Source organism: Bacillota bacterium, assembly GCA_012842395.1.
GTDB lineage: Bacteria > Bacillota > SHA-98 > UBA4971 > UBA4971 > UBA6256.
This window is the reverse complement of the sequence record DUSX01000001.1, coordinates 50,848-64,049: the sequence shown is the minus strand read 5'-3', so window position 1 is coordinate 64,049 and position 13,202 is coordinate 50,848. Positions and strand designations below refer to the sequence as shown.

General features: G+C 60.3%; 9 protein-coding genes and 1 riboswitch. Of the genes, 1 reads left to right on the top strand and 8 read right to left on the bottom strand.

The window, feature by feature from the left end; translation table 11 throughout:
- Window positions 1–63 precede the first annotated feature (63 nt).
- The 3 genes from GX515_00235 to GX515_00225 form a co-directional block, all read right to left on the bottom strand.
- Entirely contained in the window at window positions 64–726 is a 663-nt protein-coding gene (locus tag GX515_00235) for an ABC transporter permease (protein ID HHY31439.1), read from the bottom strand.
- A gap of 6 nt (window positions 727–732) precedes the next feature.
- A complete protein-coding gene (locus GX515_00230; protein ID HHY31438.1) occupies window positions 733–1,866 on the bottom strand; it encodes a methionine ABC transporter ATP-binding protein in 1,134 nt (377 codons plus the stop codon).
- Window positions 1,867–2,057: 191 nt separating this feature from the next.
- Window positions 2,058–2,214, bottom strand: a riboswitch (SAM riboswitch).
- 296 nt (window positions 2,215–2,510) lie between these two features.
- Window positions 2,511–3,257: a cell wall-active antibiotics response protein gene (locus GX515_00225; GenBank protein ID HHY31437.1), complete on the bottom strand. Its 747-nt coding sequence runs from the start codon at window positions 3,255–3,257 to the stop codon at window positions 2,511–2,513.
- A 398-nt stretch (window positions 3,258–3,655) separates the two neighbouring features.
- On the opposite strand from GX515_00225, the gene GX515_00220 reads away from it, so the two are divergent.
- Window positions 3,656–6,214 carry a DUF5110 domain-containing protein gene (locus GX515_00220; protein ID HHY31436.1) on the top strand — a complete coding sequence of 853 codons (2,559 nt, stop codon included), beginning with the start codon at window positions 3,656–3,658 and terminating at the stop codon, window positions 6,212–6,214.
- A 121-nt stretch (window positions 6,215–6,335) separates the two neighbouring features.
- On the opposite strand, the gene GX515_00215 is transcribed toward GX515_00220, so the two are convergent.
- The 5 genes from GX515_00215 to GX515_00195 form a co-directional block, all read right to left on the bottom strand.
- Window positions 6,336–7,910 carry a phosphoglycerate mutase (2,3-diphosphoglycerate-independent) gene (locus GX515_00215; GenBank protein HHY31435.1) on the bottom strand — a complete coding sequence of 525 codons (1,575 nt, stop codon included), beginning with the start codon at window positions 7,908–7,910 and terminating at the stop codon, window positions 6,336–6,338.
- A 26-nt stretch (window positions 7,911–7,936) separates the two neighbouring features.
- A complete protein-coding gene (locus tag GX515_00210) occupies window positions 7,937–8,998 on the bottom strand; it encodes an ABC transporter ATP-binding protein (GenBank protein ID HHY31434.1) in 1,062 nt (353 codons plus the stop codon).
- A 17-nt stretch (window positions 8,999–9,015) separates the two neighbouring features.
- Window positions 9,016–10,686 (bottom strand): iron ABC transporter permease, encoded by a 1,671-nt coding sequence (locus GX515_00205; GenBank protein HHY31433.1) that lies wholly within the window; start codon window positions 10,684–10,686, stop codon window positions 9,016–9,018.
- 130 nt (window positions 10,687–10,816) lie between these two features.
- Window positions 10,817–11,797, bottom strand: a complete 981-nt coding sequence (locus tag GX515_00200) for an ABC transporter substrate-binding protein (GenBank protein ID HHY31432.1) — start codon at window positions 11,795–11,797, stop codon at window positions 10,817–10,819.
- A 46-nt stretch (window positions 11,798–11,843) separates the two neighbouring features.
- The gene (locus tag GX515_00195; protein HHY31431.1) at window positions 11,844–13,187 is read right to left on the bottom strand and encodes a 2,3-diphosphoglycerate synthetase; all 1,344 of its coding nucleotides are present in this window, start codon (window positions 13,185–13,187) and stop codon (window positions 11,844–11,846) included.
- Window positions 13,188–13,202: the final 15 nt, after the last annotated feature.

The following is a 13,202-nucleotide window of genomic DNA, read 5'->3' as shown; positions in this document are numbered from 1 at the left end:
TTGTCCTCTCGTGCAATCATCGGCAGCTCCTCCCGAAGGCCGGGAGCGTTTTCGCACCCCCACTCAGCCCCTCCGGGCCCCGACCTTCCGGGCGATGGCTCCTCCTGCCATTTGGACGGCCTGGACGAGAAGCACGAGCACCACGACGGTGATGAGCATCACGTCTCCGCGGAAGCGCTGGTATCCGTACCGCACCGCCAGATCCCCCAGCCCACCGCCGCCAATGGCGCCAGCCATCGTGGAGTAGCCCACTAGGTTGATAGCGGTCAACGTCGCCCCGAGGATGAGAGAGGGCATCGCCTCGGGCAGGAGGACCTTCATGATGATCTCCCAGGGGGACGCGCCCATGGCCTGGGCGGCCTCGACCACGCCGCCATCCACCTCTTTGAGGGAGGTCTCGACCACCCGCGCAACGAACGGGACCGCCGCGACTGTGAGCGGCACGATCGCCGCGGTGGTGCCTATGGACGTGCCGGTGACGAGCCGCGTGAACGGCATGATCCCGACCATGAGGATGACGAACGGGATCGACCGCCCGACGTTTACAAGCGCTGAAAGGACCTGGTTCACGGGCGCGTTGGCCATTATGTGATTTCTCTCGGTAACCACGAGCGCGACCCCGAGCGGCAGGCCGATGACGATGGAAAGCGCTGCGGAGGCGCCTACCATGTAGAGGGTTTCACCGAGGCTGGCGAGAACCACGTTGAACAACAGCGTGCTAGACAAGTGACATCACTCCCATCCCCGTCCGTGTGCGCGAGAGCCCTCGGCCTCGCCCGAGGTGCAGGCGTCGGTCGGTTCGCCGGATGTCCACGTCTCACCGGAGAGCTCGCGACTGTCCTTAACCACCTCAACGCGGGCACCCGCATCGCCCAAGAACGCCAGCGCTGCGTCCATTTTCGCCGGCTCACCCGACAGCTCCACGAGCATGGTTCCAAACGGGACACCGCCGATGTGATCGATGTGAGCCGTGAGGATGTTCACGTCCACCCCGAAGTCACGGACGACCGACGAGATCACAGGGTTTCCCGTAGCCTTGCCGACGAACGAAAGCCGCACGACCCTCTTGCGAGGTGATTTCGTTGCCGCTGCAAGGATCTCAAGCGCCCAATCCGGAGGAGCGGCAAGGCGCGTCAGCCCCCAGACCAGGGCCTGCGTGGTCCTGTGCTTGGGCCGGGTGAACACGTCCAGCACCGGGCCGGCCTCGATCAGCCGCCCGCTCTCGATGACTGCCACAGACCCGCATATCTCTTTGACGGCGTTCATCTCATGGGTGATAAGAACGACGGTGATCCCGAGATCGGCGTTGATTCTCTTTAGGAGCCTCAGGATGGTCCTGGTGGTCTCGGGGTCCAGCGATGAGGTGGGCTCGTCGCAGAGCAGGACCTTCGGATCATTCGCGAGGGCCCGCGCTATCCCCACCCTCTGCTTCTGCCCACCGCTGAGCTCGCTGGGGTAGGCGTCCGCCTTGTCGTCCAGTCCCACCAGCCGGAGGAGTGAACGGACCTTTTCCGCTCTTTCGCGCCTCGGCGCGCGGGCGATCTCCAGCGGCAAGCTGACGTTTTCGAAGACGGTCCGCGATGATAGTAAGTTAAAATGCTGGAAGACCATGCCTATCTTCTTCCGCGCTTCGCGAAGCGCCCTGCCGCGCAGCGCGGTGAGCTCGACTCCGTCCACGAAGATGCGGCCTGAGTCGGGACTTTCAAGCATGTTAATGCACCGCACCAGGGTGCTCTTTCCGGCTCCTGACAGCCCGATGACTCCGTAGATTTCACCCCGTGGGATTGCGAGGCTCACGTTGTCCAGGGCCACGACGGTGGTGGGGCCCACCCTGAATGTCTTGCACACGGACTCCAGTTGAACCATCTGGGCATGTTCCTTTCATCGTCGCAAACGAGATGCGCGTCCAGTTCAGTTCGGTTCAGTTCAGTTCATGAGGAATCTCCGGCGGAAGGCCTCTCGTTGCAGAGCGCGAGTCTCTTCTCCGCGCCGGTTTCCCGCAATGAGAAGGGCCCTTTCCGCAGTGGGAAAGGGCCCAATATCATTTCGTCCTACTTCCCTCATCTGCCGGTTCAATCCGCTGGATTCACCCGCTGCCGGATTCACCCGCTGGACTTGGCACCTTTCCCGTAGCGCAGCCTACATAAGTCAGCCGCGACAGGGGAAGGTTGCCGGGTTTCATCGGGCCAGTCCCTCCACCTCTCTTGATAAGAGCAAGCATAAGCCGTCAGGCGCGGTCGATATTCGATTTTAGCTGCATGTTACCACGTGTGCCACTACGTGTCAATAGGCCCCGTTCTTTCCTTTTTCTTCACTTCTCTACATGCAAGACTCCTGTTATGACGGGGTCCTCGTGTGACAGGGTCCTCACATCCCAGGTCATCGAACGACCCGTCCGGCGCCCGTCCATGCCCCACCGACGTCCACGTTCTCGCGAGGGCAAGAAGGCCCGACGGGCCGCCTTCGCTTGATCTTGGCTTTGCCCCGCCCCGGTCCCAGCAGCGGCCGACCTACTTGACCCCGATGCCGCCCATGATGGTCCAGGCGTCTATGACGAGCTTCTTGCCTGTGCCGTTCGCACCCGGCCGGCTGTAGACACGGGAGGACACGATGCCAGCGCTCTCCTCACCCAGGAATGTGACGCCGCCCAGGACGGCGGTGCCCTGGCACTCTAACGCAAGGTCCGCGGGGACCTTGACGTCTATTCCGCCCATGATGGCCGTGAGGCTGAGGGTGGTGGTGCCATCCGGGATGTTCGCCTTGGTGAGGTCGAGGTTGATTCCGCCCATGAACGCGACGTAGCTGCCGTTCTCAAGGCTCCATCCAGGGGCCTTGCACTCGATGCCGCTCATGACCGCCCAGTGCGTGCCACCGGCGGCGAGCGGCCCGCGAATGAGGCTCCACCCAATGAGAATGATCAAGATCGGCCACAGAAGGCGCCAGATGATGTCAAGGTCGATACTGTACAGGCCGAGATTGCGACCGATCAGGCTGACTCCAAGGGCGACGAGGATCAGCCCGAAGACGACGGACACGCTCGGGAAGGCGTGTGACCGGCCGTGGCCATCTTGGCGTGGAGGAGATAGCGCGCAGTACATAGAATCTAGGCCCCAGACGATGAGCAAGAGGGGCCAGTACGTCGCTATGAGCTTGCCGATATCCGTGTTGACGATGCCGAGGTTGCGAAGAAGCCATACAGCACCGAGCGCGATTATGAGAAGGCCCAGCAGGACTGAATGAATCCGGGGGTGGCCCATGTCACCGACTCCCTTCTCGACGTTCTCCGCAAGCGGTCAGCCGGCGCTCCGCCCGGCTCCGCCGCACGCCGCCGCCCGGTCGAATCGGAGGCCGGGGAAGCTGGCAAGACAAGGGAGCCGTCGGCACAGCTGTCCTCGCGGGCCCTTATGATGATGGCATACTATACCGGAAGTTGTCAATCCTGCACCTTTGTGAATAGCAGTGCGCGGTCTTGGAGAGATCACCTGTTCTTGTCAGGCTCCTCGTGGCAAGCGCGAACTCATCGCCCTGGCCGGGGAACCTAGATGAAAGGCCCGGGGGCCGGGCGGCGCGGCGGGGGGCGGCGGGACGGACTTGGCCCCCCGTCCTCGGGAGCCCCTTCCGCGCGTCTGCATGCACCTTTGAGGAGGGGTGGAGCGTGGCTTCCTTGTGGAAAACTGTCTCGAATGGCAGACAACGTGCCGGTCGCGTGAAGAGCTTTCAGCGAGAAAGGGATTGCGTCATCTTCCACTGCGAGGGGGGCATCTTGCGCATTGCCGTGCTGCACAGCAACTCGGTGCGCGTGACCTTCAATCGCGACTACCGTTTCACGGGCAGGCGTTCCTTCGCGGTGGTGAACGCGTCCTCTTGCGAGGCCTTCACCGTCCAGGACACTGCCGTCGCGGTCGTGCTTCGCACCGCCGAGCTGGCCGTCGAGGTTGTCAAAGCGGACGCTAGGATAAGGATGTGCGATTCAGTCGGCCGCGTTGTGTGCGAGGACGCGGGCGACGGCCTGACCTGGAACCGCCACACCGTGATGTGTTCCAAGGCCATGGACGGTGAAACGCATTTCTACGGCCTGGGAGAAAAGACGGGCTTCCTGGACAAGCGGGGCAGGGAGTACCTCATGTGGAACACTGACGATCCACTGCACACGCCCACCAAGGACCCGCTTTACAAGTCCATCCCTTTGCTCCTGACTTTCAACGGGGAATGGGCTACCGGCACGCTCGTGGACTATGCCGGGAGGATCTGGTTCGATCTTGGCGTGGCGTCCGACGGAAGCTATAGCTTCAAGGTGGACGACCACGAACTGGACTACTACTTCATCTACGGCCCCGATCTGAAGCGGGTTCTCGGCACGTACACCGACCTCACAGGGAGAATGCCCCTGCCGCCCCTTTGGGCCCTCGGTTACCAGCAGTGCCGTTGGAGCTATTACCCGGAGGCCGTCGTGCGGGACCTGGCCGATACGTTCCGCGAAAAAGACATCCCCTGCGACGTCATCTACCTTGACATCGACTACATGGACGGTTACCGGGTCTTCACCTGGGACCGGGAGCGCTTCCCGGACCCCGAGCGCATGTTGGCCGACCTCGGCGCGCAGGGGTTCAAGGTCGTGACGATCGTGAACCCAGGTGTGAAGAGGGATCCGAATTACGGTGTGTACGTCGAAGGCGTGCAGAGGCACTTGTTTTGTCGATGGTTGACTGGCGAGGTCTACCACGGCCGTGTCTGGCCGGGTGAAGCCGCTTTCCCGGATTTCACGAAGAAGGAGGCTCGCAGGTGGTGGGCGGAGAAACACGACGCGCTGCTCGGCAAGGGAGTGGCAGGCATATGGAACGACATGAACGAACCCAGCGATTTCTCGTTGCCTCCCACGCCTTCCACGCAGAGGTCTACCGCGCAAGGATCTCCTGCCCAGGACCGCACGAAGGCCACCGTGCCGGACGAGTTGATGGCTGAGAACGATGGCGACCCGTGCACGTTCGGCCGCATCCATAATGCATACGCCCTGGAGATGTGCCGGAGCACGTGCGAGGCGTTCCGGTTGCTTAAGCCCGAAGCCCGCCCGTTCATCCTCACCAGGGCCGCCTATGCGGGCATACAGCGGTATGCGGCGGTCTGGACTGGCGACAATTGCAGCTGGTGGGAACATCTGGCGATGTCGCTTCCTTTGTGCATGAACATCGGCCTTTCAGGCGTGCCGTTCGTCGGAAGCGATGTCGGCGGGTTTCAGGGAAACGCCACGCCAGAGCTTTTCGTGCGGTGGATGCAACTCGGTGCTTTCACCCCATTCTTCAGGGCGCACTCCATGCACGACACGCGCCCTCACGAGCCTTGGGCGTGGGGACCCGAGGTGGAAGAGATCTGTCGCAGGTATATCAAACTTCGGTACGCGCTGCTTCCATACACCTACAATGAGTTCTACAAGGCGAGCCAGACCGGTCTGCCTGTCATGCGTCCGCTCGTCCTGGACTATCCCGATGACGAGCGAACGCACAACTTGAACACCGAGTTCTTGTGGGGTGAATCGTTCCTGGTCGCGCCCGTAACCGAGCCGGCGGCCGTCAAGCGATGCGTGTACTTGCCGGAGGGGACCTGGTTCGATTACTGGACCGACCGCAGGTACCCCGGCAAGACAGATTATCTCGTGGACGCGCCTCTCGATACCCTGCCTCTCTTCGTCAAGGCGGGCTCGGTGATTCCCTCTGTTGCCCCCGTAAACTACGTGGGTGAGGCGCGGGCAGAGACCATGCGTCTCGACGTGTACCTCGACGCATCTAGCGGCTCAGAGGCCCGGTACACCCTCTATGAAGATGACGGCCTCACCCGCAGGCACGAGGATGGGGAATACAGCCTCACCGAGTTCCGTTGCAGCGCCACGGAGAAAGAGATCGTTTTTCAAATCACTCCCGTAGTATCGGAATACCGCAGCGGCAGGAAAAGCTATCGCCTCCGTTTCCACGGCGCTCCACCGGAGGTCGGCGTGCCGGGGGGCAGGGCATGTCTGGGAAAGGCCCGGCGCGCCAGCGCGGGGGCGGGCGAGGAGGGCGGGCTTGAGCGTGCGGCCGACGGAAGAGCCGATGCGGGGTCGCCGCCAGAACGTGAGGTCATCGAGATAGACATCCCGGACGAGGCACGGCCCGTACGCGTAGTCGTCGACAGGACCGGGTGGAGGGTCGAGCCCGGCGAGGCGGAACGGGGAGGGGATTGATGTACAACGGAGGCTCACCAGCGCGGAGTTGTATGGGACCTTTATCCCTCCGCAGCCCTTCGCGTCCCGGGGAGCAAGTGGACCGAAAGACCGGGAGGTCAGGCTATATCCTCATGCGCCGTCAGAAGATCTCGCCCTGCCCGCGCGTGAGAGCCATGTAGGCCACGCGGGTCTTCTCCACGTAGCTCCCGCTCCTATCAAGGACCAGCCCCCTGCCAATGGCGGTCGCCACATCCCAGTCCGCTCTGTCAGAGGCTTGCCTCTCGAGCACCTGCAGCAAGTCCGCCGCTCCCTGAGGCGGGCTGCTCCTGCCGTCCAGGACTAGGTGAAGCTCGACCGGCGTAACCCCGTGGGCGCGCGCGGCCTCCAGCACGGCAACTCCTTCATTGATGTTCCCGTGGGAGCTCTTTTCCGACAACATCATGATGATATGGACTCTACCTCCAAAGGCCGACGCTCTCTTGAACCCGCATATGAGCGCAGGGTTGTCCAAGAAGTTGCCAGACTCGACTGCTTTGGCTATCCTCAGTTCATCCTGGGGGATCGTTCTGCCGGCGCCGATGGTGAGATGCCCCGTCTCAGAGTTTCCCGGACGTCCCTCCGGGAGCCCGACGGCCAGCCCGGCAGCCAAGAGTGTGGTATAGGGACATCCTTTCCTTATCCTGTCCATGGTGGGCGTTCTTGCGGCGGCGATAGGATTCGCGGATGGGTCTGCTTTTCCCACACCCCATCCGTCAAGCACCACCAGCGCGCACTTGCGTGGGGCGTTACTTCCACCGCTCACGAAAAGCGGCCTTCCCGTCATCTCGCCTGGCACTCTCAGCCCGAGCAACTCGAGGACTGTTGGAGCGACGTCGGCGAGAGACGCGTCACATGCGACCGTGCTCGCCCGAAACTGCCCCTCACGAGGTGGCACAATGGCGAACGGCACCCGGGCAGTGGTGTGTCCCAGGCTGGGGCTGCCATCTTCATTTCGGAATTGCTCCAGAAGGCCGTGGTCTGCAGTTACAACCACCGTGTACCCCGTTTCTGCTGCAGCGCTGCATATGGCACCGAGTGCTCTGTCAACCGCTTCCGCGCATTTGACGTTCGCATTCCAGTCATCTAGGTGCCCGATCATATCCCCTGCTGCAAGGTTCGCGAGAATGAAGCTAAACCTGCCATCCCGCATCGCATCGGCCACTGCTTGCGAGACTTCCCAGGTGCTTGTTTCCGGAGTGTTGGTGAGCTGAGAAGAAGGGGGGCTCGGTACCACCATTCGCTCCTCACCAGGGAACGGCTCGGCCCTTCGCCCGTTGAAGAAGAAGCCTACATGAGCGGACTTCTCGGACTCTGCCACCCGGAGCTGTGAGAGGCCAGCCCGGCTTATGACCTCCCCTAGAGTCATTTCGGGGCGCAAAAGGGGGAAGACAGTGGGAAGGTGCGAGAAGCGCTCATGATACTGAACGAATGGTATGAAAGCGAGATTTGGCATACGCTCCACCGCAAACTTGTCGAAAGAAGGGTCGGTGAAAGCGTCAGTAAGCTGGGCCTCTCGGTCTCCCCGCCTACAGCAGAACACTACGCAGTCTCCATCGCGTATTCGTCCGACGGGGACGCCGCCCTGCCCCCGCACCAGCGGGTTCATCCAATAGTCTACAGCACCTGCTTCGTAGCGTCTCCTAAGAGCTTTGGCCAACAGCTCCGTGGTCTTCATGGTGCGTTCCTCCTTCGCCGGGAAAGTCATGGGAAAAGAACACCTCTTTGCACTGCGAGTCTTGCGCCCTCGCCCGGCTCGAATCTGTTGTCAGCGCTGGTCTGAACACGCAGGACGTCGTCGCCAAGTCTGACCCTGTAGTCGACAACATTTCCAAGGAAGACGGCTACGTCAACCTGACACTCGACACCTTCCTCTCGGTTCAAGAGCAAGTCCTCCGGTCTCACGGCAAAGCTGTAAGTACCGCGACCCACCTCGGGGCTGTTGATCCTCACCACCGAGCCGTTGCGAAGGCGCAGGGTGGCGAGGCCGTCTCGCCACTCTAGGACCTCGCATGGCAGGAAATTCATTGTGCCTATGAAGTCCGCGACGAACTTGTCGGCAGGAGATTTGTAGATCTCATAGGGCGTTCCCTCCTGGACAATCATGCCGGAATTCATTACTGCTACCCTGTCGGACATAGCCATGGCTTCTACTTGGTCGTGCGTCACGTATAGGATGGCTATTCCCGTCTTCCGTTGAAGATCTTTCAGCTCGAACCTCATCTGTTCACGCAACTTGGCATCAAGGTTTGAAAGCGGCTCGTCCAGCAGCATGACCTCAGGGTCCATGGCAAGCGCCCGCCCGAGTGCCACCCTTTGCTGTTGGCCACCGGACAGTTCCGCGGGGTATCTCTTCTCAAGGCCAGAGAGCTTCAGGAGGTCTACGATGTTCGACAACGTTGACCGGATTCTCGCCTTTGAAGCCCGCGCTATTTTGAGGGGATAGACTATGTTCTGCTCCACTGTCATGTGCGGCCATACCGCATAGTTTTGGAAGACCATCCCTATACCACGGCGTTCAGGGGGCACCATGACACCCTTTTCAACCGACGAGACAAGGCGTCCACCCACATAGACCTCACCGAACGTCGGTTGCTCAAGCCCGGCGATACACCGAAGCGTCGTAGTCTTCCCGCAGCCCGACGGGCCGAGGAGGGAAAAGAACTCGTTCTTGCGTACCGTGAAGGTCACGCCGTCCACAGCGGCATAAGAGCCGAATCTCTTCGTAAGCTTCAGCACTCGTATTCCTTCGAGCCGATCTGCCAATCTAGCGCCACCTCCGCTTAGAATCCGATTTCACCCCGCGACAGTCTGCGGACCAGGGCGTTACCAGCAAAAATGATCAAAAGGACAACTGTTGAGAGCGCAGCCGCTATCTGGCTATAACCGGCGTCTTGCATATTGTAGATCGCGACACCAAGCGTCTCTGCTCCCTGCGACCAAAGGAGCACAGACATGGTAAGTTCACGAAAGGCAGGCATGAATACCAGGACCCAGCCGGATACAAGTCCGGGCTTAATCAGTGGTAGGACTATATCGCGCACCGTGTCGCTCCATCTCGCCCCCGACATCCTTGCGGCCTCTTCCAGCGATATGTGCACCTGCTGGAGGGTGGCGTTGGTCGTGCGGATGGAGAAGGGCATGTAAGTAACCAGATAGGCAGCGAGTAACACCCAGATTGTGCCGTAAAGGACAACAGGCGGACGCGACCAGGCCAATATCATCGCTATGGCGATCATTGTGTGCGGGACCGCATATGGGATGGTCCCAAGAAAGTCTAGCACACGAGCCGCAGCAAACTTGGCTCTGATACACATGTATGAGACGAAGGCCCCTGCTGTCATAGTGATGGTCGCGGTGCAAACACCAAGGAAAAGGCTATTCCTGAAGGCGCGCGCTGCAATCGGAATGCGCAAAACGTACTTGTAATGGTCTAGAGTCATGCTCTTGAAAGTCAGCGGAGCACCCCAGTATTTGATGAACGACGTTAGGATCATCGAAGCTATCGGTACGACGCCAGCGAAAAGAGCTGCAGCGATCACCACGACGAATAGAGGTACCCTTGCAGGGCCCAACCTCATTGTCTGCGGTCGCACACTCTTACCTGAGATTACGGCATACCTGTGCTGCTTCCGCTCAAGTCTTCGCTGGAGTATAAGTGCAACACCTGAAACGAGGGCCAGTATAACAGACATGGCAGCTGCCACGGGCATGTCCGGTATGGACAGTGCTGAGTATATCTTTGTGGTAAGAACGAAGAATCTCGCCCGAAACCCGAGAAGCGCTGGGATGCCGAAGTTGCATATGGAGCCGACGAACGCGAGAAGCCCTCCCGCGGCGATGGCGGGAGTGACTAGGGGGAGTGTAACGTCGAGAAGGGTCCTGAATGGGCTTGCTCCCGACATTCGTGCGGCTTCCTCAAGCGATGTGTCTATCCGACCTAGAGCGCCACTCACCGTAATGAACACCACGGGAAGCTGGTATATCGAAAGGACGAGGACAACTCCTGAAGGGCTATACACGTTCCATGGTGCCGAGCCGGCGCCCGTGGCGCTCATGTAAAGCTTCGTCACGTAGCCCGCGGGCCCGAACAGCTGAGCCCAGGCGATCGCACCTATGAACGGCGGTATTCCATAGGGCAGCAATAACAGCAAACGGAGGAACGACTTCGCCGGGATGTCGGTCCTGACCACCAGCATCGCCAGGAGGGCTCCCGCCGCGACACACATGATCGTGCTGAGCACAGACACCCACACGGAATTCCACAACGCCTTCAGGTTCGCGGCGTCGCTGAATACCCGAGCATAGTGCGCCAAGCTCAGGCCCGAATCTGAGCTGAAGCTCTTCGCGATCACAAGGGACAATGGGTAGATGATCACAACTGCGAAAAAGAGGCCGATCGCGGCTGTGATCGCGTACCTCGCGTCAAAGGAGCGTCGAACTACGCTGTTCAAACGTACCCTCCTCTCTCCTGTCCGTGTGCATGATGGCGCGTCCGCGGCCGAACGTTCTGACAGGGGCACACACGGGGGCGCACTTGATTGTACATGTCCCCGTGCGTGCCTCCCATGCGGGCGCCATTCGCTACTTGAGCATCAGTTTCTCAAACGTTTCCCTTATCTCCGAGGTGTGATCCGCTGCCCACTCGTACGGGATCGGCATGACCTTGATTCGGTCGGGCGTAGGCATGCCGGGCGGGGGCGCTACGTCGGGCCTCACAGGCATGACGCCGTCGCGTACCATGAACTCCTGTCCCGTTTTGGACAGTGCGAAGTCGATGAACGCTTTTGCGGCGGCGAGGTTCTTAGTGCCGGATATTATGGCAACCGGGCTTGGGATGGAGACAGTGCCGTCTTCCGGCCATACTACGTCAACGGGCGCCCCCGCTTTCTTGAGTTCGTAGACCATGTAATCCAGGACCATACACGCAGCGAACTCACCGGCTCCAAGCCCGCGCGAGACGTCTGAGTTCCCCCGCAGCACTTGCACCCCGTTCTTCCGCGCCTGCTCGAGCCAGCCCCAGCCCCCATACTTGTTCACGAAAGCTGCGGTCACCATGAAGTTCGAACCGGAGTAAAGCGGGTTGGCCATAGCAGCCTTCGGGCCCATGGCAAGCAGGTCGTTCCACGTCCGTGGAACTGAGTCCGGCTTGACGAGAGAGGTATTGATTCCGATCACCATGTTGATCAGCCGGGCGGCGGTGAAATAGCCATCAGGATCCCTGAGCTCGGCAGGTACCTTGGCCGCCTCGGGAGACTTGTATGGGTATAAGAGTCCCTTGGCCTTAAAGGAGTGGTAGCTGGCTGCGTCAGCGAGCCACACCACGTCAGCCTTGACGCCGCCTGCCTCGTTCTCCGCCCAGATCTTGTTCACTACATCCGTACTGCCTGCCCGAAACACTTCGACCTTGATGTCTTTGTTCGTGCGCGTGAATTCGTCTACGAACTTGGTTGCGAGCTCAAGCGGAACTGAGGTGTAGAGCAGGAGTCTCGACTGAGCTGATACCTGTGTCGCAATGGAGAGGAGAACCACCAGAGCCAGAAGACAGGTCACAGTCCTATGCATTGCCGAAACGCCTCCTTAGTTTTGAATCGGTTACCTCTCACAAGACCTATCGCTTTCGATTGCTTGACGCGCGTCGTGCCAGAGAGAGCACCTCTTCGTCCAAACGCTCGGAGGGATCCAACGGTACCGGCTCGTTGTCCATGTAGACGACTCTGCAACCCTTTTCGATTCCCCAGGCCGTGACAACATCCACCGCGGCTGCCTTGAGCTCTGTGACCACCACCTCCGGTGCTAGCCTCTCAAACGAGGCGAGATCTCCTCTAAGAAGAGGCCTGTTCGAAAGATGACAGCTAATTCCCGCTATGTAGCACCCGTAATTCGCTTCAAGGTGTTCGGCCACCGTTCTGGCCATGGACGGCGGAGTCGTGAGAGTAAGCACAATCTTCTTGCCTGAGATCTCACCCAGAGGACGGGGCCGGAAGACAGTCCTGATTACCCTAGCTTCTGGGTTAAGCTTGGAGATTGTGTCCGCCATCTCCGTCACCTTGGTCTGGTCAGCTATGGGGCTTTCGCACATCGTGAGGATTATCAGGTCTGAAGTGAGTACCCTGTACGGGCCCAGGTAGGATGACAGGTATTCGCGAGGCTGATTCGCGCCGACAACGAGGATTCTAGCGTCTGTGTGCACTGACGGGATGGTGGACCCGCTTCCCTCAAAGACTACTATGTCGGCGTCCACTGTCTCGGAGAGCCTTGCTCCCTTCTCCACATTCGAGGTGAATGTCTGCCCTGACATTCCTCCGCCGCACCTTCGACAGCCTATGGTCGTGACTCGAGAGGTCAGCGCATCTTCGAAATGGTCCGAGGAGGCATGGCGGCCCTGCTTTGCTACAGAAAGCAGGTACTCTGGGGTTATCTCGATCTCCGCACCTCGGATGAGCTCGGGCTCTGCAGGCCCTCCCCGGCCCATAGTGACAATCACAGGCCGGAATTCTCTTGAAAGAGTTCGTGCCACGAATCCTCCAACGGCTGTCTTACCTATCCGCTTGCCTGTGCCCACCACAGAGATGGACGGGCGGGAGACGCGCGCCGCCTCCCTGGGCGGAGCAAACCTGAAGTCCGCGCCTTCGTACACCACCCCTCGTGCAAGAACAGTGCTGGCTATGGCGAAACGCTCCCGGTAACCTACAACAGGCTCGTCGCTCAGGTCCACGATTTCATCGGGCCGGTACGTGTCTATGGCCTCGCATATTGCCTGAAGGTAATCGGGTTTCTTGATGACTGGCACTCCCAGCTTCGCCAGATCGGCATCTGAGCCGATCTTCTCGGTCCCCCCGATGAATACCGCTGCCACGATGTCGCGGTCCACCCCGAGCTCTGCGAGCGCATCGTGAGTGACCGCTGGGTAGTGCTCCCCGTCTGTCAAGACCACGGTTTTCGGCTTGGTCATGCTGCTACCTCCTTA

Bases quoted from the DNA above. Each gene is read 5' to 3' on its own strand.
- GX515_00195 (HHY31431.1), bottom strand. From the start codon at position 13,187: ATGACCAAGCCGAAAACCGTGGTCTTGACAGACGGGGAGCACTACCCA.
- GX515_00230 (HHY31438.1), bottom strand. From the start codon at position 1,866: ATGGTTCAACTGGAGTCCGTGTGCAAGACATTCAGGGTGGGCCCCACC.
- GX515_00215 (HHY31435.1), bottom strand. From the start codon at position 7,910: ATGAAGACCACGGAGCTGTTGGCCAAAGCTCTTAGGAGACGCTACGAA.
- GX515_00200 (HHY31432.1), bottom strand. From the start codon at position 11,797: ATGCATAGGACTGTGACCTGTCTTCTGGCTCTGGTGGTTCTCCTCTCC.
- GX515_00225 (HHY31437.1), bottom strand. From the start codon at position 3,257: ATGGGCCACCCCCGGATTCATTCAGTCCTGCTGGGCCTTCTCATAATC.